Consider the following 21,598-nt stretch of genomic DNA (forward strand, 5'->3'; position numbering starts at 1 on the left):
ATCGTTTATTCGCTAGTATTTTTAAGCATTTTTAATAAATTATTCAGTTCTTGTGGCAAAATCGAGGAAAAAATCATTTCTTCATTAGTTTTTGGATGAATAAAACCCAGAGTTTTTGCATGTAAAAATTGTCTATTTAATTTAGAGATTAAACTTTCTAATCCCATATCAATATTTTTTAGCTTCTTATATTTTTTTTTATATTTATCATCCCCAACAATACTGTTTCCCATATGAGTCATATGAACACGAATTTGATGAGTTCTTCCAGTTTCTAATTTACACTCAACTAAACTTAATGTTGGTGTTTTATCGTTTTCAAAAATTTCTATAGTTTTATAATTGGTTATTGCATGCTTACCTTTAGATCTGCTAACCTCCATTAATTGTCTGTTCTTTGAGCTTCGAGTTATAAACGTATCAATTCTACCAGATGAAGGTCTTAGTTTGCCCCAAATTAATAGCTGATAAACTCTTGTGATTGTATGATCGCTAAATTGTTTCGATAAGTTTTCATGTGTTTCATTATTTTTTGCAATAACTACCAAACCTGATGTGTTTTTATCAATCCTATGTACTATCCCTGGTCTAAGCTCATCTCCAATAGTTGATAGAGAGTTATTATCATAATGCATTAACGCGTTGACAATTGTTTTGTCATAATTTCCAGCCCCAGGATGCATAATTATTCCAGCTGGTTTGTTGATTACTAACAAATTTTCATCTTCGTGAATTATTTCTAGTTTAAAGTCATAGGGTTTCAGTGACGCCACTTCAGGTTCTGGGATATTGAGGCTTAATTTATCACCAGTTAAAACTTTTTTTGAAGGACTTTTAATAATTTCATCATTTAATTTTAGTTTTTCTTTTAAGATTAAGTTTTTAATTCTTGTCCTGCTAATCAACTCTTCTCTTTTGTTGATTAATACATCTACTCTTAGATTGTTTTCATTTTCTTTGACTATAAAATTAATGTTTTTTTTCATAAAATGTAATATTAATACTATATGCGCTTGTAGCTCAACTGGATAGAGCGCCTGACTTCGGATCAGGAGGTTCTGGGTTCGACTCCTAGCAGGCGCACCAATTTATTTGCTAAAATTGATTTAAATACCTTTCTTTCTCTGGTAAATTTATTACTTCACTTGATTTTGTCATTTAATATCTTGAAGCTCTTTTCAATCTATCATTAATTGTTTTGCCAATTCCTTTATTTTGAATTTTTTCAACTGCAATCATTTTATAGCCATCTTTTTTAATTTTTCTTAATAATGAGTATAGATTTTTAGCAGATTGCTTAAGATTATTTTTTTTACTTAAATAGTAGTAATTTTTAAATGTAGTTTTTCTTTTTTTTATCAATACAAAAGCTTCATCTTCTTTTGGTTTTTTTGCATTTGTTCTTAAAGGAATTCCAGGAGAGTAATGTAAAGAAAATTGTCCAGGCGCAACCTTTTTTTTTGAATTAGTTTTGATTAAAACCTTTTTTTTTAATATTTTTTCTATTTTTGAAACATCTAATCCTCCAAATCTAAGTATTGTTGGTTTGCCTAAAAGATTAATAATTGTTGATTCTAAACCAATCTGACATTTGCCTCCATCCAAGACATATTTAATTCTTGCCCCAAACTCTTCTGTAACATCAGACGCTTTAACAGAGCTTAATTTAGTTGATATATTTGCACTTGGGGCAGCTAATGGATAGTTCAAACTTTTAAGTAGTTTTTTAAATAATGTATGTTTGGGAAAACGCACTGCTAGGCTTTTTTGTTTGTTGGTTACAAATTTAGAAATTTTGGAACCTTTTTTCAATTTTAAGATAAATGTAATTGGTCCAGGAGAGAATTCATTATACAGCTTGACAAAATTATCATTAATAACACAATCATCTTTAATCCTATCAATATCTGAATAATGAACAATTAAAGGGTTATTCATCGGTCTTTTCTTCAACTTAAATATCCTTTTTACAGATAAGCTTGAATAAGCATTTCCAGCTAATCCATAGACAGTCTCAGTAGGCACAGCTACACAATGATTCTTATCTAAAAATTTTTTAGCTTTTTTGATATTTGATTGAATAGATTTCATGTATTAATAATTATTATTATATGAAAGATAAAAATTTACTACCTGATAATAATACAAGTTCGCTTGAAGAATTAACAGATCAAGCAAATCAAATAATTGAATCTTTAGAAAATGAAAAAGATCTAAATAATTCTGTAGAAACCTATCAGCAATTATTAAAATTGAACAATATTATTGAAAAAAAATTTCATAAAAATTTTAAATCTATAGGTGAAGAAACCAATAAAAAAGTTAAAGAAATCATTAAAAAAAAATGAAAACTAAGCTTGATAGGATTGCAAAAGAAACAAACCTTTTTTTAGATAGATTTCTTGATAAGCAAAATAATTCTAAATTAATTCCAGCCATGAAGTATGGTTTGTTTCCTGGTGGAAAAAAAATCAGATCTAAAATTTTAATCGATGTTGGTTCATTATTAGCAATAGATCATAAAAAATTAATTGCTATTGGTGCTGCTGTAGAATGTATTCATGCTTATTCACTAATTCATGATGATTTACCATGTATGGATAACGACAAAATAAGAAGAGGAAAACCATCTACACACATTAAATTTGGAGAGTCCACGGCAGTCCTTGCTGGAAACTCATTGCTCACAATGGCATTTGAAATTTTAGCAAGTCCTACTTTAAAAATAAGTGAAAAAATTAAAATTGATTTAATTAAGAAACTGTCTGAATGCTCAGGTCACTTGGGTATAGCTGGTGGTCAATATCTAGACCTTAGTTATGAAAAAAAAAAGATCTCTCAAAGCAAGATTATAGAAATGGAAATTAAAAAAACAGGAAAATTATTTAGTTTCTGCTGTGCTGCTCCTGCAATTATTAAGAAAAAAAATATTAAAGAAATAAAATTTTTTGAAAATATTGGTTCTGAAATAGGTTTATTATTTCAAATAGCTGATGATTTAATTGATTTTAAAGGTAACTCTAAAAAAGCTGGAAAAAAAACAGGAAAAGATCAAAAGAAAGGTAAGGCTACACTAATAGGCTTACTTGGCTATATGAATGCAATTAAATATTGTGATAGGATTATTTTAAAAACAAATAAGAATTTAAAAAAATATGGTTCAAATTCTAAAAATATTAGAGAAACATTGAATTATATTTTACACAGAGAAAAATAATGAAAAATTATAGTTTTTTAAATAATATAAATTTTCCATCTGACTTAAGAAAGTTATCAGAACATGATTTGCAAAAAGTATCTGAGGAGGTTAGGGAAGAGATGATTGGTGCAGTGTCCGAAACTGGTGGTCATTTAGGGGCAGGCCTAGGTGTTGTTGAATTGACTGTTGCTCTTCATTACATTTTTGACACCCCTAATGATAAATTGATTTGGGATGTGGGTCATCAGTCTTATCCACATAAAATTTTAACTGGAAGAAAAAATAAGATAAGATCATTAAGGCAAGGAAATGGACTATCAGGATTTACAAAAAGATCTGAGAGTGAGTATGATCCCTTCGGTGCCGCTCATAGCTCAACATCTATATCATCAGCACTAGGAATTGCTGAAGCAAATAAATTAGCAAATAAATCCTCAAATGTAATAGCTGTAATTGGTGATGGTGCAATAAGTGCAGGCATGGCTTATGAGGCTATGAATAATGCTGGAGCATCAAAAACAAAAATGATTGTTATTTTGAATGATAACGATATGTCAATTGCAAAACCAGTGGGTGCAATGAGAACTTACCTAGCAAAGTTATTAACTGGAAAAATTTATTTTAGTCTAAGAGAAACAATTAAATTGATAATGTCTTCGTTTTCAAAACGGTTTAGCGCAAAAGCAGGCAAAGCTGAAGATTTTCTGCGATCTGCAGTTACAGGAGGCACGTTATTTAACTCATTAGGCTTTTATTATGCTGGTCCAATTGATGGTCATGATCTAACAAGTCTTGTTCCAATTCTTAAAAATGCAAGGGATTTGAAACATGAAGGTCCAATCATGATCCATATTAAAACACAAAAAGGAAAAGGTTATTCATATGCGGAAAAAGCTACCGATCATTATCATGGTGTGTCAAAATTTAATGTTGAAACAGGTGAACAAGTAAAAAGTGGTAGCAATCTACCAGCTTATACAAAAGTATTTGCTAACACTTTAGTCAAGCATGCTCAAAAAGATAGCAAAATTGTTGGTATAACTGCTGCAATGCCTGGAGGAACAGGTATGGATATTTTTGGAAAAGAATTTCCAAAAAGAATGTTTGATGTTGGTATAGCTGAGCAACATGCGGTAACTTTTGCTGCTGGTTTAGCTACAGAAGGTTATAAACCTTATGTTGCAATTTATTCTACTTTTTTACAAAGAGCTTATGATCAGGTTGTTCACGATGTGGCTATTCAAAGTTTGCCAGTAAGATTTGCAATAGATAGAGCTGGGCTAGTAGGTGCAGATGGATCTACGCACGCTGGTTCATTTGATATTACTTATTTATCAACTCTTCCTAATTTTATTGTGATGGCTGCAAGTGATGAGGTCGAGTTAGTAAAAATGATAAACACCTCAATTGATATTAATGATAAACCAAGCGCGATTAGATATCCACGAGGGACAGGAGTGGGTCTTGAATTACCTTCAATTGATGAAAAAATTGAAATTGGTAAAGGAAAAATTGTTCAAGAAGGAAACCAAGTATGTATTTTAAGTTTGGGAACAAGACTTGAAGAATGTAAATTAGCATCTGAGGAATTAAAGAGCAAAGGTGTGTCTGTAACAATTATTGATGCAAGATTTGCCAAACCTTTAGATCAAGAACTTATTTTAAAATGTGCTCAACAACATGAAGTAATGATAACTATAGAAGAAGGATCGATAGGTGGTTTTGGCTCTCATGTTAAAAATCTACTAGCTGAGAGAGGTATATTTGATAAAGGATTAAAGTTTAGATCAATGACATTGCCTGACACTTTTATCGAACAAGACAATCCTAAAAAAATGTACGATGTTGCTGGACTAAATGCTTCTCAAATTTCAAAGAAAATTTTAGATGTTTTATTTACAAAAGACTCAATTAAAGTAGTTAAAAATTAAAAATAGATTTAACCACACTGTGCTTTGTTCATTAAATAATGATCTAATAAAACACAATTCATCATAGCTTCACCAACAGGAACTGCTCTTATTCCCACGCAAGGATCATGTCGTCCTTTAACTGATATAGTGGTATTTTTTCCAAATTTATTAATTGTTTTTCTTGCTGTTAAAATTGATGATGTTGGTTTTACAGCAAATGAAGCAATAATTTCTTGACCACTTGATATACCACCCAAGATACCTCCAGCATTATTAGAATCAAATTTTAACTTTTTACCTTTTTGGGAAATCTCATCTGAGTTTTGTTCTCCAGTTAATTGTGCTGAATTCATTCCTGATCCAATATTTACTCCTTTAACAGCATTTATACTCATCAAACCAGAAGCAATGTCCGAATCTAGTTTTGAATATATTGGTGCACCAAGCCCAGCAGGTATACCTCTTGCTCTCAGTTCAATAACAGCTCCACAGGAAGATCCATTTTTTCTAATATCTAGTAAATATTTTTCCCAGAGTTTGATCATTGATTTATCTGGACAAAAAAATGGATTTTTTGAAATTACCTTATCATTCCATTGATTTTTGTCACATCCCAATATTCCTAGTTGAGTAACTGCGCCTATGACTTTAAATTTCTTACCTAATTTTTTTTGTAAAACAACCTTTGCTATTGCTCCTACCGCAACTCTAGCTGCAGTCTCTCTTGCAGAAGATCTTCCACCGCCTCTATAATCTCTTATACCGTATTTTTTAAAATAGGTTAAATCAGCATGTCCTGGTCTAAATTTATCTTTTATATTACCATAATCTTTGGATCTCATATCTTTGTTAAAAATTATAAGTGATATAGGGGTTCCAGTGGTTTTTCCTTCGAACACACCTGATAAAATTTGAACTTTATCGTCTTCTTTACGTTGAGTAGTAAACTTTGATTGTCCTGGTTTTCTTCGATCCAGTTCTATTTGTATATCTTGTTCATTTATACTTATGTTTGGCGGACAACCATCAACTATACAGCCTATAGCAGAGCCGTGAGACTCACCCCAAGTCGAGAAACGAAATAGCTTTCCAAAAGTATTAAATGACATTATTTATAATATATAGATTATTTTGTTTAAATTATGAATCAAAAAAACTTACTTGGCCTTAATAACTGTTTTTTAGATCTAGATGATCCAATTCAGTTATTTAAAGTATGGATGGATGAAGCCAAAAAACTGGAACCCAATGACCCTAATGCGCTTTCTTTGGCAACTTCTAATAAGGACAATCTACCTTCAGTTAGAGTGGTTTTGTTAAAAGAGTTTAATCAAAATGGATTTGTATTTTATACTAATTTAAACAGTCAGAAAGGAAATGAACTTAAAGAAAATCCTAATGCTGCAATGTGTTTTCATTGGAAAAGCCTTTTAAGGCAAGTAAGAATTAGTGGAGCGATAACGCAGGTAGAAGACAAGGTAGCTGATCAATATTACAATTCAAGAGGATATGATAGTAGAATTGGTGCCTGGGCATCAAAACAAAGTAAAGAACTAAATAGTAGAGAGGAACTTACAAAGTCAATTAAAGAATATAAGCAAAAATTTAATGATGAAAATAATGTACCAAGACCTAATCATTGGTCTGGTTGGAATTTATCACCCACAAGGATAGAATTTTGGCTAGATGGAGATAGTAGAATTCATGAAAGATTAAATTATACTATTGATAAAAATGGAAATTGGATAAAATCTTTATTAAACCCTTAAAAATTTCTCGCCAAACTAAATGAAGTAAGATTTTTAAGAATATCTTTTTCTTTTGAGTCTTTAAATATAGTTAAAGAATTTGAAGCAAGATTAATGTAATGTTGGGCTTTTTGATAGCATTCTTCAATAATATTATATTTTTTTATTAAAGAAACTATTTCATTAAAGTCATATTTGTCTCTTATATCTTTTTTAAAAAGATTAATTAATAATTTTTTTTCATCAAAGTCTATTTTTTGAAAAAGTAAAATGATAGGTAAAGTAATTTTTCCTTCAAAAAAATCTTGACCAATTTTTTTTCCAAATAATTTGAGATCAGAATTATAATCTAGAGTGTCATCTGCAATTTGAAAGGTGAGACCAAGATTTCTTCCGTAAAATTCAAGAGCATCCTTTTTTTTTGAGTCTACATTTGATAAAATTGCTCCTACTTTTGTTGCGGCTGCAAATAGTTCTGCAGTTTTTGCTGAAATAATTTTCAAGTAAGTTTCTTCTAACATGTCAACCTCACCTTTGTGTTGAAGTTGCAAAACTTCTCCTTGAGCAATCTTCGAAGAAGTCGATGATAATAACTTTAAAATTTCTAAATTTCCATCCTCAACCATCATTTCGAAACATCTGCTCAACAAGTAATCCCCAATCAACACTGAAGAATGATTATCCCAAACTTTATTCAGAGTTTCTTTTCCTCTTCTTAAAACACCTTCATCTATTACATCATCATGCATTAATGTTGCGCTATGAATTAATTCTACACACGCTGCTAGATTGACGTCTCTTGATCCTCTGGAATATTCACATAATTTTGCAGCACCTAAAGTTAAAAGGGCTCGTAATCTTTTTCCGCCAGTTTTAATATGATAGCCTGTCATTTTTTCCACCAACTCAACATCACTGGCTAATTTTGATTTAATTTTTTCCTCAGTTAAAATCAGCTTATCCTCAACAGAATCTTTGAGCTGAAAGTAAGAGTCGTTTATTTGTTTTTTAAGTTGTACTACAGTTCCCATAATCAATTTAAGTTAGTATAATTGAGTTTTATATATTACTTATCAATTGACGCACCCAATTCTTCAATTATAAGTAGCCTATATATATTCAATTAATAATTCTATAAGGAATAAAAATGTTCTCTTTTTTTAAAAAGAAAAAGACTGTAGCCCATATAAAACTTAGTGGTGTTATTGGAAATGCAGGAAAATTTAAACAAGGGATTGATTTTGCGGGTCAAGAAGAGATCATAAAAAAAGCTTTTTCCCTTAAAAAAGCTACTTGTGTAGCTATTACTATAAACTCACCTGGAGGGTCACCAGTACAATCACACTTAATTTATAGCTTCATTAGAGAAGAAGCTAAAAAAAATAAAAAAAAAGTTATTGTATTTGCTGAAGATGTAGCTGCATCTGGAGGATATCTTATTTCATGTGCTGGAGATGAAATTTATGCAAACTCAAGCTCAATCATTGGATCCATTGGGGTGATCTATTCTTCATTTGGATTTACAGAGTTGATAAAAAAAATTGGTGTAGAAAGAAGAGTTCACACAGCAGGAAAAAACAAAAGTACATTAGATCCTTTTCTTGAAGAAAAAAATGAAGATATTGAGAGATTAAAAAAAATCCAATTAGATCTGCATAAAGATTTTATTGATGTAGTGGAGAAAAGTAGAGGATCTAAGCTTAACAAGTCTGAGATTGAACTTTTTTCAGGAGAATTTTGGTCTGGTAGTAAGGCAAAAGATCTAGGATTGATAGATGGAATAGGAGATGCGCATAAAATTTTAAAAGATAAATTTGGTGATGATGTTATAATTAAAAAATTTGAAAAATCTAAAGGATGGTTGAGTCAAAAATTATCTTCTTCAAGTAATCAAGTAGATCAATTAGCTAACATCTTAGATGAAAGGTCAATCTGGCAAAGATATGGTTTCTAAAATAAAAAAACCACAAAATAAATTCCAATCATTTCAAGAGACAATTCTTAATCTTCAAAAATTTTGGAGTAAAAAGGGATGCATCGTTTTACAACCATACGATATGGAGGTTGGTGCTGGCACATTTCATCCTGCTACTACACTTAGATCGCTTGGACCAAAACCTTGGAAAGCTGCTTATGTTCAGCCATCAAGAAGACCAACTGATGGAAGGTATGGTGATAATCCCAATAGACTACAACATTATTATCAGTTTCAAGTTTTAATAAAACCTTCTCCAGATAATATAAAGAAACTATATCTTAATAGTTTATCAGTTATTGGAATTGATCATAATGAGCATGATATTAGATTTGTTGAAGACGACTGGGAAAGTCCAACATTAGGAGCCGCTGGTTTAGGCTGGGAAGTTTGGTGTGATGGTATGGAGATAACACAATTTACATACTTTCAACAAATGGCAGGGTTTGAATGTAAACCAGTTTCAGTTGAAATTACATATGGATTAGAGAGAATATGTATGTTTACACAGCAACAGAAAAATGTTTATGATTTAATCTGGAATGATGACGGCGTAAAGTATCATGATGTCTTTCACCAAGCTGAAAAAGAATTTTCTGCATATAACTTCGAATACGCAAATATAGAAAATTTATTTAAAATGTTTGATATGCACGAGTTAGAAGCAAAATCTCTTGTAGAAAAAAAATTATCATTGCCAGCATACGATCAATGTTTGAAAGCAAGTCATGTATTTAACATATTGGATGCTAGAGGAGCAATAAGTGTGGCTCAAAGAGCTGGATACATAGGTAGAATTCGAGACATAACTAAAGCAGCTGCAGGTATTTGGCTAAATAGTCAAAGCTAGATGTCAGAATTTTTTTTAGAATTATTTAGTGAGGAAATACCTTCGTCTCTTCAGCAGAATTTAAGACAAGAATTGTTAAATAGTTTTAATAAACTATTTACTGAGAAATTTATTTCTTTCAAAAAAAGCACTTCATACTCTACTCCAAATAGATTGATAATTGTATTTGAAAACGTACAAAAACAAGTAGTTTTAAAGTCTGAAGAAATAAAAGGACCAAATATAACAGCACCAGAAATTGCACTGGAAGGTTTTGTAAGGTCAAATAATATCTCTAAAAAAGATCTATTTAAAAAAGTAACAGAAAAAGGGGAGTTTTATTTTTTTAAAACAAAATCTAAAAAACTTGATACCCAAGATTTGTTAGAAGAGTTTGTGCCACTAGTATTACAAAAAATCCAATGGAAAAAATCAATGAGATGGGGTGATTTTGAGTTAAATTGGGGTAGACCACTAAAATCAATACTGGCATTATTTGACAAAAAAAAATTAACTTTTAATTTCCATCACCTAACTTCATCAAACTCAACTTTTATTGATAAAGAATACGAAGAAAATAAAAAAACATTTATTGATTTTAAGGAATACAGCAATTTTTTTAAAAAATTTAATATTATTATTAATCACAAACAAAGAAAAGAATTAATAGAAAAAAAATTGAATGAGATTTCAAATAAAAAAAATATAAAGATTGAAAGCAACCCAAAACTACTCGATGAAGTTGTAGATCTAACAGATCAACCAAATGTTATATTGTGTGAATTTGATAGAAAATTTCTTAATATTCCAAAAGAAATTTTGATTATAACAATGCAATATCATCAAAAATATTTTCCAACTTTTGATAAGAGGGGAAATATCACCAATGAATTTTTAGTTGTAACAAATAAAAAAGACTCAAAAGGTTTTATAAAATTAGGAAATGAAAGAGTTGTAGAGGCCAGGTTAAGTGATGCTGAGTTTTTTTGGCAAAAAGATAAATCACAAAATTTAGTTAAAAGAGTTTCAAGACTAAAATCTATGAATTATTTTAAAGGTCTTGGAACATATTTTGACAAAGTTCAAAGAATGAGAAAACTTGGGGGGATGCTTTCAGATGAATTGTTAATCAGTAAAGATATGGTTGAATTATCCGCATCTATTTGCAAAGTAGATTTGGTTTCTGAACTTGTTGGAGAGTTTCCAGAACTTCAAGGAATTATGGGGGGTTATTTTGCAGAGGCACAGGGCTTTGATAAAGATATTTGCAAAGCTATTAGTGAACAATATTTACCAGCGGGATTAAATTCAAAAATACCAAAAAAACCTTACAGTATTGCACTATCGTTAGCCGATAAAATAGATACGCTAGTTGGTTTTTTTGGAATAAATCAAAAACCGACAAGCTCTAAAGATCCATTTGCCCTAAGAAGATTGGCTTTAGGAGTAATTAAAACAATAGTTGAGAATAAAAAAGATTTTAAAATAAGAGACTTAATTATTTATTCATCCAGTTTATATATGGACCAAGGTTTTGAATTTGAAAATAAGTCTATGCAAAATGAGTTAGTTGATTTTTTTATGGATAGATTGAAATTTTATATGAAAGATGAGAAAATTCGTCATGATATTATTCAGGCCTCAACAAGCTTGGGTAGTTTAGATCAATCCGTAGTTATTTTTGGTAAAGCTAAAACTTTAAACAAAATTATTAATAAACCAAATGGAATTGATCTTATTTCATGCTACAAAAGAGCATCAAGCATACTACATAGTGAATTAAAAGATGATAAACTTGATCTATCAAATACAACTGATCCTGGTATTTTTAAAACAGAACTTGAAAAAAATTTGTTTAAAAAAATTAATGAATTAAGAAAATACTTTCAAAGCATCAATAAAGACGAGAATTTTGAGCAATCGCTTGCTAATTTAGCAGAGTCTAAAAAAGTAGTTTTTGATTTCTTTGACAATGTAATCGTAAATGAGGAGGACTCTGCGATTAAGAAAAACAGACTGGAACTAATTCAAATGTTATGTAAAACGTTTGATTATTATGTTAATTTTTCTCTAATAGATTCCCATTAATGAAAAAACTAATTTTAAATTTTAAATCTAAAGATAGTAAAAAGATAAAAAACCCTAAAAATTTTTTAGGGGGTAAAGGTGCCAATTTATCTGAAATGGGAAGAATGGGTCTTCCAGTTCCTCCAGGGTTTACGATTTCAACTAAAGTATGTGAACTTTTTTATAAAGATAAAAAAAAATTGAATAAAAATTTAGTATCACAAATCAAAAAAGAATTAAAAGTAATTGAAAAAGATGTTGGTAAAAAATTTGGTGACTTGAAGAATCCTTTACTTCTTTCTGTAAGATCGGGAGCTAGAGTATCAATGCCTGGTATGATGGATACAATTTTAAACCTTGGCTTAAATGATAAAACGGTAAATGCATTATCTGCAAAAACTTCTAATGGAAGATTTGCTAAAGACAGTTATAGAAGATTTATTCAAATGTATGGTAACGTAGTGATGGGAGTTGAAGGTTATCATTTTGAAGAATTAATTGAAAATTACAAGCTTACTAAAGGAGTACTTTTAGACACTGACTTAGACGAAAATGATTGGGATGGATTAATCGTAGATTTCAAAAGAACTGTTAAGGAAAAAGCTAAGAAAGATTTTCCGCAAGATGTATATGAACAATTATTGGGAGCAATCAGTGCGGTATTTTTATCTTGGGAAAGTAATAGAGCTAAAGTTTATAGAAAATTAAATCAAATCCCAGCTGAATGGGGAACAGCAGTAAATGTTCAATCAATGGTTTTTGGTAACATGGGCGAAGATTGTGCAACAGGTGTAGTATTTACAAGAAATCCATCAGATGGTTTAAATGAAATATATGGTGAATATTTAATTAATGCACAGGGTGAAGATGTGGTGGCCGGCACAAGGACCCCTCAATACATTACCAAAAAAGCAAGACAACAAGCAAAAGTAAAAGCTCCATCAATGGAAGAGGTGATGCCTCGTGTTTATAATCAACTTTATAAAATCTTAAAAAAATTAGAAAAACATTATAAAGACATGCAAGATGTCGAATTTACAGTTGAAAATAAAAAACTATGGATGCTTCAAACAAGATCTGGAAAAAGAACAGCTAAGTCAGCTGTAAAGATTGCTGTTGATATGGTTAAAGAAAAATTAATTTCTAAAAAAGAAGCTGTTTTAAGAATTGATCCTAATTCTTTAGACACTTTACTTCATCCCACTTTAGATGAAAAAAGTTCAGTCAATGTTATTGCAAATGGTTTGCCAGCATCTCCTGGTGCTGCAAGTGGAAAGGTAGTTTTTACTTCAGAAGAAGCCGAAAGATTAACGGGGATGATGCAAGATACAATTTTAGTTAGGGTGGAAACGTCTCCAGAAGATATTCAGGGAATGCACGCTGCCAAAGGTATTTTAACTGCAAGAGGAGGAATGACAAGTCATGCTGCAGTTGTTGCTAGAGGAATGGGTAGACCATGTGTTTCTGGCTCAAGTGAAATTGATATAAATTATGAGAGTAAATCTTTTAAAACTCCATCAATGGAAATTAAGGAAGGTGAAGTTATAACTATAGATGGTTCTACAGGTCGAATTATTTCAGGAAGTGTTGCAACTGTAAAACCAGAAATTTCTGGTGATTTTTCAAAATTAATGTCATGGGCTGATAGTTTTAGAAAATTAAATATTAGAACAAATTCAGAAACAACAAAAGATACAAAAACAGCAAAAGATTTTGGAGCAGAAGGCATTGGTCTTTGTAGAACAGAACATATGTTTTTTGATGAAGAAAGAATTTTATCTGTTCGCGAAATGATTTTATCTAAAACTAAAGAAGATAGAGCTAAAGCACTTGATAAACTTTTACCTCATCAAAAAAGAGATTTTGTAGAGATTTTCAAAATTATGAGTGGGCTACCTGTTACAGTTAGATTGCTTGATCCTCCTTTACATGAATTTTTACCTCAAACGGAAAAAGAAATTAGTGAAGTTGCAAATGTAGTCAGTCTTTCAATTAAAGAGGTAGAATCTAGAATAGAAGAACTCCATGAACAAAATCCAATGTTGGGTCATAGAGGTTGTAGACTTGGTATATCATTTCCAGAAATTTACGAGATGCAATGCAGAGCTATTTTTGAAGCGTTAGTAGAACTTAAAAAGAAAAAAATTAAATCAGCTTTTCCAGAAATTATGATTCCTCTAGTTTCAACAGAAGCTGAAATTCAAATAATGAAAGATTTAGTAATTAACATTGCCAGCAAAGTTCAAAAAGAACATAAAATTAAAATAGCATTTATGGTTGGCACAATGATTGAGCTTCCAAGGGCTGCGATAAAAGCAAAAGAAATAGCAAAACATGCTGAGTTTTTTAGTTTTGGTACTAATGATTTAACTCAAACTACTTTTGGAATTAGTAGAGATGACAGTGGAAAATTCTTAAATGATTATTTGGATAATAAAATATTTTCAATTGATCCATTTGTTTCGATAGATGACGGGGTTGCTGATTTAGTTGAGATCGCTGTTGAAAAAGGAAAAAGCCAAAACAAAAAATTAAAACTTGGAATTTGTGGTGAACACGGTGGTGATCCTAAAAGTATTGAGTTTTGTTCTAAAGCAGGTTTAAACTATGTTTCTTGCTCACCTTATAGAGTTCCAATTGCAAGATTAGCTGCTGCTCAAGCAGAATTAAAAAAATAAGTAAATATTTAAGAATTGTTAGGGACGTTCTGTTGTCCGTCCTCAACCAATTTATATGAAAATAAATACGTTTTTAAAGGCACATAGTTGGGTGCATAGTCTTTTGGGATTTTTCTTGTAATAGATTTGTGATTAGGTTTAAAATTCATCTATCTGATGCATAAATTAACAGCATTTTTATTCTGCTTCATATTTTTTATAAATTTTGCAAATGCCAAATCAAATGTTTGTAAGAAAGAGAAAAAATATAGTCAGATTTGGTATTATAATAATTGTGATGGTAAAAAATTAGAAATTAAAAAAGAAGAAAAAAAAGAAACAACTAAAAAAAAATCTCAAAAAAGTAAATTATATATAAGTACATCTAAAAACGAATTACCTGAATGGGCAAATCCAACAGATAAAGTATTGAAATACTATGCAAATAGATACTCAAAACACTCTAATACAAGAAAAGGTTTTAAATTTAAAGTAAAGGCAGACGGCGATTATAAAAAATTTAATTCAAATTTAATTACAGATGATTTTGTAACAGAACAATTAAGTACTACAGCATTGTTGAGTTTTATTATGTATGCCAATGGTGAGATTATAATAGATCAGAAAACAGAGACGTACAGTAAATATTTTAATGACAAAACTAAATGGCAATCTATGTCAATGGGCAAGTCTATTATATCTTATATGATAGGTCATGCTATCTGTAGAGGCTATATATCAGGTATTAATGAAACTATGAATTGGGATATATTTGATAATACTTATTATGAAAATGCTAAATTAATTAATGTATTAAACATGGCAAGTGGCAATCCTCTTAATCATAATAAAGATTATAAGAGATGGGTTAATAATATTACAATTAAAAGTGCTATGAAAAGAGAACTCAAAAATACTGTCGCAGGAAAAAAAGTATTTAACTATAGTAATATGGATACCAACGTTGTTGCTAGTTATCTATTATATAAAATGGGTCATAAAGATTTTAGAAAATTATTAAACGAAATATTTAATGATAAAATTAACGTACAGCATGATGTATTATTATTTAAACAAGAAGACGCTTCAAGTAAAACTGAATCATTAACTTATTCTTTCTATATTACAAGATATGATTATTTAAGAATCGCAGTTGCGATATTAGATGATTGGAATCTTAACACATGTGAAGGTCAGTATTTAAAATCTTTGCATGAAAACAGAATTGAAAAAGGTAAAACAAATAATAGAAATACCACAGATGCATTTTCACACCCTAAACATTATGGTGGTCAATTCCACATGGGTATCTCTGGTAAGAGAGATAAACCAATATTCATCATGGATGGTTATGGAGGTCAAACAATTACAATTGATTTTGAAAATAATAAAATAATTACCACTCATGCCATACATAGAAATTACAATTGGATGGAGTTAGTTCATAAAAAATTATAATATTTTAAGTACATAGTTAATATCTTTAAAATTTTTGTTGGGAATAAAAGGTTATTCAATTTTTAGGGGCGTTCTGTTGCCAGGTGCCCCGGACCCCGTCTACTTAATTAACAAAGTTAATTAGGCAGCAAGTGCGTAACTTTCGTTAGCAATTATAAATTAGCCCGTTACGGTGGAACAATTCCGAACAAAAGAATAGCCTTTAGTCATCCGTCGAATCTAGTTCACCCCCATAAGTTGTAATGGTGGAGGTGGTGGGTACTGCCCCCACGTCCGCAATGGTTATTACGAAATTCGTTTATCGTCATAGTTGGAAAACCAACATTATTAATATAAAAGCAATTACAAGAGATTCAATAAAAATCATGAAATTAACTAGCGAACAGTCACAAGAAATTAAGGAACAACAGTCTCAACAGAATCAAACTAAGAGAGTTACAGCTCCTGCACTTGAAAATATTCTATATGAGGCAATTCCTGCGTTAGATCATGGTTTTGTAAGAGTTATTGATTATATGGGTGATGACACATCAATTGTTCAATCAGCTAGAGTTTCTTATGGTAAAGGAACCAAAAAGGTTTCAACAGATGCAGGCCTGATTAAATATTTAATGAGGCATTGGCATAGTACTCCATTTGAAATGTGTGAAATTAAATACCATGTTAAGCTACCAATTTTTATTGCTCGTCAATGGATTAGACATAGAACAGCAAATGTAAATGAATATTCAGCTAGATATTCTATTTTAGATAAAGAGTTTTATTTACCAAGCTCAGAAAATTTAGCAGCACAATCTACAAGCAACAGACAAGGTAGGGGAGATGTTCTGGAAGGTGAACAGGCAAAAGAAGTTTTGGAACTTTTAAAAAATGATGCTGAAAGAACTTATGATAATTATGAAACTATGTTGAATGAAAGATTTGACGGCTCAACTATAGATGAAAATAAAAAAGGTTTGGCTAGAGAGCTTGCAAGAATGAATTTAACTTTAAATACTTACACGCAGTGGTACTGGAAAACTGATTTATTAAATTTAATGAATTTTTTAAGATTAAGAGCCGATAGTCATGCACAATATGAAATAAGAGTGTACGCAGATATTATGTTGGATACTGTTAAAAAATGGGTTCCAATAACTTATGATGCATTTATGGATTATAGAGTTGGTGGAACTGAAGTTTCAGCCAAAGGTAAAACAATTATTCAAAAACTCATTAAAGGTGAAAATGTTGATGTAGATAGTTCAGGACTTTCAAAAAGAGAATGGAATGAACTTATGATTGCTTTTGATCTTAAAGATAAGTTGATTTAATATTATTAGCAAAATCTAAATATATTTTTGAAATTTCATGCTCAGGATTAGCTTCAACTATAGGCTTTCCTTCATCTCCGTTCTTTCCAACTTCAGGATTAATTGGGATCTCTCCTAAAAATTCTTTTTCAAATTCTTCTGCAGTTTTTCTAACACCACCTTCGCCAAAAATTTTATATTTTTTTCCATCATCTCCTTTAAAGTAGCTCATATTATCGACTAACCCTAAAATTTTTACTCCAAGTTTATCAAACATTTTGATACCTCTTTTAACGTCTAATAAAGCTACTTCTTGAGGGGTAGAGACAATTATGGCTCCATCCATCTTAATTTCTTGTGAAAAAGTTAACTGAGTATCTCCAGTTCCTGGAGGCATATCAACAACAATGAAATCCAAATCTTTCCAATTCACTTTTTGAGTAAAAGTTTTAATAGCACTGGTTACCATAGGACCACGCCAAATCATTGGAGTTTGTTGATCTGCTAAAAAGCCGATGGACATACATTGAATATCATATTTAACGATTGGCTCTAATTTTTGACCATCACTTTTTGGCTTTTCATTAATACCAAACATTTTTGGAATAGATGGGCCATAAATATCAGCGTCAAGTAAACCAACTTTACAACCAACTTGTTTTAAGGCTAATGCGAGATTAGTTGCGAATGTAGATTTTCCAACCCCTCCCTTTGCACTTGAAATTGCAATCGTAAATTTTGTTCCTAAGATAGGATTTTTAGTGAATTTCCTAGGCTCCAGCTTCTTTTTCATTGCGTCACTTAGTTCTGGTTTTTTATCAGTCATATTTTCATGATTACTTGTTTTTTAGAATAAAGACACTATATACTTTGTCATATGTCAGATGATTTTAAAGGCAGAGGTGGAAGCCCTTGGGGATCTCCCCCAGGCGGAGGAGGTAATGGTTCGGGTAAAGGACCAACGCCACCAGATATAGATGCAATCATTAGAGATATTCAAAACAAAATTAATAAATTTTTACCTGGTGGAAGTAAATCGGGCGGAAAGCCAATTGGTTTAATCTTAATTATTTTACTTTTTGTGTGGCTTGCAAGTGGACTATATAGAGTGCTACCTGATGAACAGGGTGTTGTTTTAAGATTTGGTAAATTTATAAAAACAACTCAACCTGGTCTTAATTATCACATACCTTTTCCAGTGGAGACAGTTGAAACTCCAAAAGTTACTAAAGTAAATAGAATGGACATTGGTTTTAGATCTGAAAGGGATAGTGGTTTTTCTTCAGGCGGAGGTGTAGCAGATGTTCCTCAAGAAAGTTTAATGTTAACAGGGGATGAGAATATTGTGAATATTGACTTTTCAGTATTCTGGGTAATTAAAGATGCTGGTAAATTTTTATTCGAAATTCAAGACCCTCAAGGAACTGTTAAAGCAGCAGCAGAAACGGCTATGAGAGAAGTAATTGCCAAAAGCGATATTCAGCCAATTTTAACTGAAGGAAGAGCAAAAATTGAGATAGAAACTCAAGAAATTATTCAATCAATTTTAGATGAATACAATAGTGGAATTCAAATTACACAAGTGCAAACTCAAAAAGCCGATCCACCGGATCAAGTAATTGATGCGTTTAGAGATGTTCAAGCTGCTAGAGCAGACATGGAAAGATCTAAAAATGAGGCGGAAGCCTATGCTAACGATGTGATACCAAGAGCAAGAGGGGAAGCTGCAAAAATTTTACAAGCAGCTGAAGCTTACAAACAAAAAGTTGTAGCATCAGCCGAAGGTGAAGCTAGCAGATTTATCTCAATTTATGATGAGTATGCAAAGGCTAAAGAGGTTACTCAAGAAAGAATGTATTTAGAGACTATGGAGAAAGTTTTAGCAGATATTGAAAAAGTGATTATTGAAAAAAATGCAGGATCAGGAGTAGTTCCTTATCTTCCATTACCCGAATTAGGTAAATCGAAAGCGAGCAATTAAATGAAAGCACAAAAAATATTATTTCCTATAGTTGCGATATTAGGTGCTTTAGTTTTCTTTTCAGTGTTTATTGTAAAAGAAGTTAATCAAGCAATTGTTCTACAATTTGGTGACCCTAAAAAAATTATTGTTGAACCAGGCATAAATTTTAAATTACCTTTTATTCAAAACGTTGTTTTTTTAGACAGCAGGATTTTAAATTTAGATACACCACCAGCAGAAGTTATTGCATCTGACCAAAAAAGATTAATTGTGGATGCATTCGCAAGATTTCAAATTACAGACCCTTTAAAATTTTATATTTCAGTTGGAAATGAAAGAGTTGCAAGATCAAGATTGGCAACAATCATTAACTCAAGAATTAGAAATGTTTTAGGACAACAAGAATTACAAACCTTACTTTCTAAAGACAGATCTAAACAAATGTCTTTAATTCAAGAGGGTGTAAATACAGAAGCCAAAAAATTTGGTATTAAAATTGTTGATGTGAGAATTAAAAGAGCAGACCTTCCTCAAGCAAACAGTGATGCAATTTATAGAAGAATGCAGACTGAAAGAGAAAGAGAAGCTAAAGAATTTAGAGCAAGAGGTGCTGAGATGGCAGTTACTATTACCTCAACTGCAGATAAAAAAGTTTCAGTAATTCTAGCAAATGCCAATAAAGACTCTGAGATTATGAAAGGTGAAGGTGACGGGGAAAGAAATAAAATCTTTGCTGAAGCCTTTGGAAGAGATCCAGAATTTTTTGCATTTTACAGAGCGATGCAAGCATATGAAACAGCTCTAATTGGCGGAGATACATCATTAATATTATCTCCTGATAGTGAATTTTTTAAGTTTTTTGGAAATATAAAACCTAAATCAGAATAACCTATTTAATATGAAAGAATTGATCATAGCATTTGGTCTTTTACTTTTTATTGAAGGAATTTTGTATGCCATATTTCCATCAAAAATGAAAAGTATGTTGAGAAAATTAGAATTTGTAAAAGATAGTCAGTTGAGATCAGGTGGGCTAATTTTTGCAGTTTTAGGATTTGTAATTATTTATTATATTAAAGGTTAATATGAAAAAAATTAAATTAATATTTTTAACACTTATTTTTACATTTAGTTATTCAATACAATCTAATTCAAAATCAGTGCCAGCATCTTTTGCAGATCTTGCAGAAAGATTGATGCCATCAGTAGTTAATATTTCAACTACTCAAACTGTAACCACAACAACAAATCCATTTCCATTTCAATTCCCCCCAGGTTCACCATTTGAAGATATGTTTAAAGAATTTGGTAAACCGCAAGAAAGAAAATCATCTGCCCTAGGATCTGGATTTATAATTGATGCAAAAGGGATAGTGGTTACGAATAATCACGTCATTCAAGATGCAGAAGACATTATAGTAAGAGTTAATGGGGATGAAGAATATAAAGCAAAAGTAATTGGTGCTGATCCTTTATCTGATATAGCAGTACTTCAGCTAGAAACTGGTGACAAATTTACTCCAGTTGCTTTTGGAGACTCAGATAAAGCAAGAATTGGTGATTGGGTGATTGCTATCGGAAATCCATTTGGTTTAGGTGGAACAGTAACATCGGGAATTATTTCTGCAAGAAATCGATCAATTGGATTATCTAGATACGAAGATTACATACAAACAGATGCATCAATTAATTCAGGAAACTCAGGAGGCCCATTGTTTGATATGGATGGGAATGTAATTGGAATTAATACGGCAATTCTTGGAAGAAATGGATCAATTGGAATAGGTTTTTCAATTCCGTCAAACAGCGCAAAGATTGTGATAGATCAACTGATAGAGTTTGGTGAAACTAAAAGAGGTTGGTTAGGAGTTAGAATTCAAGATGTAACACAAGAAATTGCTGATGTTGAAAAACTAGATGAGCCCAGAGGAGCATTGGTTGCAAGTGTTGCAGAAAATAGTCCATCAGACAAAGGTGGAATTAAAGCTGGAGATATTATTTTAGAGTTTAATGGAGTTAAAATAAACCAAATGAAAGAATTACCAGCAATTGTTGCAAAAACAAAAGTTGGAACGAATGTTAAAGTTAAAGTTTGGAGAAATAAAAAAGAGTTAATTAAGAATATTCTTTTAGGAAGATTGGAGACATCAGATGATTTTAAAGTAAGTGAAAAAAAATCTGAATCACCCAAAGATATAATAATAGAAGACTTAAAAATTACTGTCAGAAAATTGACTAAAGAAGATATCAAAACTAGAAAACTTCCTAATCAAACTTCAGGATTAGTTGTTACTAAAATAGGAAACACTAGCCCATTACTTAAATCAATTGAGGCCAATAGTATTATAGTTGAGGCGCAAAAAATAAAAGTTAAGAACGCAAAAGACTTAGAAAGAATTGTTAAAGATGTTTTAAATTCTAATCAAAAGACAATTTTACTAGCAATATATAACAATCAAAATCAAAGAAGATACATTGGTGTTAAACTAGATTAATC

At 30.9% G+C, this 21,598-nt stretch carries 19 protein-coding genes, 1 tRNA gene and 1 other RNA gene; 15 read left to right on the plus strand and 6 right to left on the minus strand.

From position 1 onward, the window contains the following. Nucleotides 1–5: 5 nt before the first annotated feature. Nucleotides 6–986 carry an RluA family pseudouridine synthase gene (locus ACIJYH_RS01155; protein ID WP_435163355.1) on the minus strand — a complete coding sequence of 327 codons (981 nt, stop codon included), beginning with the start codon at nucleotides 984–986 and terminating at the stop codon, nucleotides 6–8. A 23-nt stretch (nucleotides 987–1,009) separates the two neighbouring features. Here ACIJYH_RS01155 and ACIJYH_RS01160 point away from each other — a divergent pair. Beyond that, nucleotides 1,010–1,086, plus strand: a tRNA-Arg gene (locus ACIJYH_RS01160). Between the two features lie 72 nt (nucleotides 1,087–1,158). Here the strand turns inward: ACIJYH_RS01160 and ACIJYH_RS01165 are convergent. Continuing rightward, nucleotides 1,159–2,091 (minus strand): L-threonylcarbamoyladenylate synthase, encoded by a 933-nt coding sequence (locus ACIJYH_RS01165; RefSeq protein WP_435163357.1) that lies wholly within the window; start codon nucleotides 2,089–2,091, stop codon nucleotides 1,159–1,161. Between the two features lie 20 nt (nucleotides 2,092–2,111). On the opposite strand from ACIJYH_RS01165, the gene ACIJYH_RS01170 reads away from it, so the two are divergent. From ACIJYH_RS01170 to dxs, 3 genes are read left to right on the plus strand one after another with little or no spacing between them, the layout of a single operon-like run. Then, entirely contained in the window at nucleotides 2,112–2,348 is a 237-nt protein-coding gene (locus tag ACIJYH_RS01170; RefSeq protein WP_435163359.1) for an exonuclease VII small subunit, read from the plus strand. Continuing rightward, a complete protein-coding gene (locus ACIJYH_RS01175) occupies nucleotides 2,345–3,217 on the plus strand; it encodes a polyprenyl synthetase family protein (RefSeq protein WP_435163360.1) in 873 nt (290 codons plus the stop codon). The genes ACIJYH_RS01170 and ACIJYH_RS01175 overlap by 4 nt, the downstream gene beginning before the upstream one ends. Beyond that, nucleotides 3,217–5,130 (plus strand): 1-deoxy-D-xylulose-5-phosphate synthase, encoded by a 1,914-nt coding sequence (gene dxs / locus ACIJYH_RS01180; protein ID WP_435163362.1) that lies wholly within the window; start codon nucleotides 3,217–3,219, stop codon nucleotides 5,128–5,130. Before ACIJYH_RS01175 ends, dxs begins: the two co-directional genes overlap by 1 nt. Before the next feature lie 8 nt (nucleotides 5,131–5,138). On the opposite strand, the gene aroC is transcribed toward dxs, so the two are convergent. Beyond that, nucleotides 5,139–6,221, minus strand: a complete 1,083-nt coding sequence (gene aroC / locus ACIJYH_RS01185; protein WP_435163364.1) for a chorismate synthase — start codon at nucleotides 6,219–6,221, stop codon at nucleotides 5,139–5,141. 33 nt (nucleotides 6,222–6,254) lie between these two features. Between aroC and pdxH the strand changes: the two genes are divergently transcribed. Next, nucleotides 6,255–6,881: a pyridoxamine 5'-phosphate oxidase gene (gene pdxH / locus ACIJYH_RS01190; protein ID WP_435163366.1), complete on the plus strand. Its 627-nt coding sequence runs from the start codon at nucleotides 6,255–6,257 to the stop codon at nucleotides 6,879–6,881. Here the strand turns inward: pdxH and ACIJYH_RS01195 are convergent. Continuing rightward, nucleotides 6,878–7,891, minus strand: coding sequence for a polyprenyl synthetase family protein (locus ACIJYH_RS01195; protein ID WP_435163368.1), 1,014 nt, complete (start codon nucleotides 7,889–7,891; stop codon nucleotides 6,878–6,880). The two genes, pdxH and ACIJYH_RS01195, sit on opposite strands and share 4 nt — an antisense overlap. A gap of 116 nt (nucleotides 7,892–8,007) precedes the next feature. Between ACIJYH_RS01195 and ACIJYH_RS01200 the strand changes: the two genes are divergently transcribed. The 5 genes from ACIJYH_RS01200 to ACIJYH_RS01220 all read left to right on the plus strand — a co-directional run bounded on the left by ACIJYH_RS01200 (nucleotide 8,008) and on the right by ACIJYH_RS01220 (nucleotide 15,846). Next, nucleotides 8,008–8,814, plus strand: a complete 807-nt coding sequence (locus ACIJYH_RS01200) for a S49 family peptidase (protein WP_435163370.1) — start codon at nucleotides 8,008–8,010, stop codon at nucleotides 8,812–8,814. Further along, nucleotides 8,804–9,685, plus strand: coding sequence for a glycine--tRNA ligase subunit alpha (locus ACIJYH_RS01205; RefSeq protein WP_435164217.1), 882 nt, complete (start codon nucleotides 8,804–8,806; stop codon nucleotides 9,683–9,685). The genes ACIJYH_RS01200 and ACIJYH_RS01205 overlap by 11 nt, the downstream gene beginning before the upstream one ends. Beyond that, nucleotides 9,686–11,752 carry a glycine--tRNA ligase subunit beta gene (gene glyS / locus ACIJYH_RS01210; RefSeq protein WP_435163372.1) on the plus strand — a complete coding sequence of 689 codons (2,067 nt, stop codon included), beginning with the start codon at nucleotides 9,686–9,688 and terminating at the stop codon, nucleotides 11,750–11,752. Further along, on the plus strand, nucleotides 11,752–14,409 hold the full coding sequence (ppdK, locus tag ACIJYH_RS01215; protein WP_435163374.1) for a pyruvate, phosphate dikinase: 2,658 nt from the start codon (nucleotides 11,752–11,754) through the stop codon (nucleotides 14,407–14,409). Before glyS ends, ppdK begins: the two co-directional genes overlap by 1 nt. Nucleotides 14,410–14,565: 156 nt before the next feature. Continuing rightward, a complete protein-coding gene (locus ACIJYH_RS01220; protein WP_435163376.1) occupies nucleotides 14,566–15,846 on the plus strand; it encodes a hypothetical protein in 1,281 nt (426 codons plus the stop codon). A gap of 61 nt (nucleotides 15,847–15,907) precedes the next feature. On the opposite strand, the gene ssrA is transcribed toward ACIJYH_RS01220, so the two are convergent. Beyond that, nucleotides 15,908–16,207, minus strand: a transfer-messenger RNA (tmRNA) gene (gene ssrA / locus ACIJYH_RS01225). A gap of 4 nt (nucleotides 16,208–16,211) precedes the next feature. On the opposite strand from ssrA, the gene thyX reads away from it, so the two are divergent. Beyond that, a complete protein-coding gene (gene thyX, locus ACIJYH_RS01230; RefSeq protein ID WP_435163378.1) occupies nucleotides 16,212–17,159 on the plus strand; it encodes an FAD-dependent thymidylate synthase in 948 nt (315 codons plus the stop codon). On the opposite strand, the gene ACIJYH_RS01235 is transcribed toward thyX, so the two are convergent. Then, nucleotides 17,140–17,964, minus strand: a complete 825-nt coding sequence (locus ACIJYH_RS01235; protein WP_435163380.1) for an Mrp/NBP35 family ATP-binding protein — start codon at nucleotides 17,962–17,964, stop codon at nucleotides 17,140–17,142. The two genes, thyX and ACIJYH_RS01235, sit on opposite strands and share 20 nt — an antisense overlap. A gap of 51 nt (nucleotides 17,965–18,015) precedes the next feature. On the opposite strand from ACIJYH_RS01235, the gene hflK reads away from it, so the two are divergent. Genes hflK through ACIJYH_RS01255 form a run of 4 tightly spaced genes read left to right on the plus strand, consistent with a single transcriptional unit; the run spans nucleotide 18,016 to nucleotide 21,596 of the window. Then, nucleotides 18,016–19,119, plus strand: a complete 1,104-nt coding sequence (gene hflK, locus ACIJYH_RS01240; protein ID WP_435163382.1) for an FtsH protease activity modulator HflK — start codon at nucleotides 18,016–18,018, stop codon at nucleotides 19,117–19,119. Beyond that, nucleotides 19,120–19,989 carry a protease modulator HflC gene (gene hflC, locus ACIJYH_RS01245; protein ID WP_435163384.1) on the plus strand — a complete coding sequence of 290 codons (870 nt, stop codon included), beginning with the start codon at nucleotides 19,120–19,122 and terminating at the stop codon, nucleotides 19,987–19,989. A 10-nt stretch (nucleotides 19,990–19,999) separates the two neighbouring features. Beyond that, nucleotides 20,000–20,185 carry a DUF2065 domain-containing protein gene (locus ACIJYH_RS01250; RefSeq protein ID WP_435163386.1) on the plus strand — a complete coding sequence of 62 codons (186 nt, stop codon included), beginning with the start codon at nucleotides 20,000–20,002 and terminating at the stop codon, nucleotides 20,183–20,185. 1 nt (nucleotide 20,186) lies between these two features. Then, on the plus strand, nucleotides 20,187–21,596 hold the full coding sequence (locus ACIJYH_RS01255) for a Do family serine endopeptidase (protein WP_435163388.1): 1,410 nt from the start codon (nucleotides 20,187–20,189) through the stop codon (nucleotides 21,594–21,596). Nucleotides 21,597–21,598 lie beyond the last annotated feature (2 nt).

The organism is Candidatus Pelagibacter bacterium nBUS_25, from assembly GCF_051200975.1.
Taxonomy (GTDB): domain Bacteria; phylum Pseudomonadota; class Alphaproteobacteria; order Pelagibacterales; family Pelagibacteraceae; genus Pelagibacter.

What these genes read in the sequence shown, in the direction of transcription:
- ACIJYH_RS01155 (WP_435163355.1), bottom strand. Translation starts at nt 986, where the DNA reads ATGAAAAAAAACATTAATTTTATAGTCAAAGAAAATGAAAACAATCTA.
- ACIJYH_RS01165 (WP_435163357.1), bottom strand. Translation starts at nt 2,091, where the DNA reads ATGAAATCTATTCAATCAAATATCAAAAAAGCTAAAAAATTTTTAGAT.
- ACIJYH_RS01170 (WP_435163359.1), top strand. Translation starts at nt 2,112, where the DNA reads ATGAAAGATAAAAATTTACTACCTGATAATAATACAAGTTCGCTTGAA.
- ACIJYH_RS01175 (WP_435163360.1), top strand. Translation starts at nt 2,345, where the DNA reads ATGAAAACTAAGCTTGATAGGATTGCAAAAGAAACAAACCTTTTTTTA.
- dxs (WP_435163362.1), top strand. Translation starts at nt 3,217, where the DNA reads ATGAAAAATTATAGTTTTTTAAATAATATAAATTTTCCATCTGACTTA.
- aroC (WP_435163364.1), bottom strand. Translation starts at nt 6,221, where the DNA reads ATGTCATTTAATACTTTTGGAAAGCTATTTCGTTTCTCGACTTGGGGT.
- pdxH (WP_435163366.1), top strand. Translation starts at nt 6,255, where the DNA reads ATGAATCAAAAAAACTTACTTGGCCTTAATAACTGTTTTTTAGATCTA.
- ACIJYH_RS01195 (WP_435163368.1), bottom strand. Translation starts at nt 7,891, where the DNA reads ATGGGAACTGTAGTACAACTTAAAAAACAAATAAACGACTCTTACTTT.
- ACIJYH_RS01200 (WP_435163370.1), top strand. Translation starts at nt 8,008, where the DNA reads ATGTTCTCTTTTTTTAAAAAGAAAAAGACTGTAGCCCATATAAAACTT.
- ACIJYH_RS01205 (WP_435164217.1), top strand. Translation starts at nt 8,804, where the DNA reads ATGGTTTCTAAAATAAAAAAACCACAAAATAAATTCCAATCATTTCAA.
- glyS (WP_435163372.1), top strand. Translation starts at nt 9,686, where the DNA reads ATGTCAGAATTTTTTTTAGAATTATTTAGTGAGGAAATACCTTCGTCT.
- ppdK (WP_435163374.1), top strand. Translation starts at nt 11,752, where the DNA reads ATGAAAAAACTAATTTTAAATTTTAAATCTAAAGATAGTAAAAAGATA.
- ACIJYH_RS01220 (WP_435163376.1), top strand. Translation starts at nt 14,566, where the DNA reads ATGCATAAATTAACAGCATTTTTATTCTGCTTCATATTTTTTATAAAT.
- thyX (WP_435163378.1), top strand. Translation starts at nt 16,212, where the DNA reads ATGAAATTAACTAGCGAACAGTCACAAGAAATTAAGGAACAACAGTCT.
- ACIJYH_RS01235 (WP_435163380.1), bottom strand. Translation starts at nt 17,964, where the DNA reads ATGACTGATAAAAAACCAGAACTAAGTGACGCAATGAAAAAGAAGCTG.
- hflK (WP_435163382.1), top strand. Translation starts at nt 18,016, where the DNA reads ATGTCAGATGATTTTAAAGGCAGAGGTGGAAGCCCTTGGGGATCTCCC.
- hflC (WP_435163384.1), top strand. Translation starts at nt 19,120, where the DNA reads ATGAAAGCACAAAAAATATTATTTCCTATAGTTGCGATATTAGGTGCT.
- ACIJYH_RS01250 (WP_435163386.1), top strand. Translation starts at nt 20,000, where the DNA reads ATGAAAGAATTGATCATAGCATTTGGTCTTTTACTTTTTATTGAAGGA.
- ACIJYH_RS01255 (WP_435163388.1), top strand. Translation starts at nt 20,187, where the DNA reads ATGAAAAAAATTAAATTAATATTTTTAACACTTATTTTTACATTTAGT.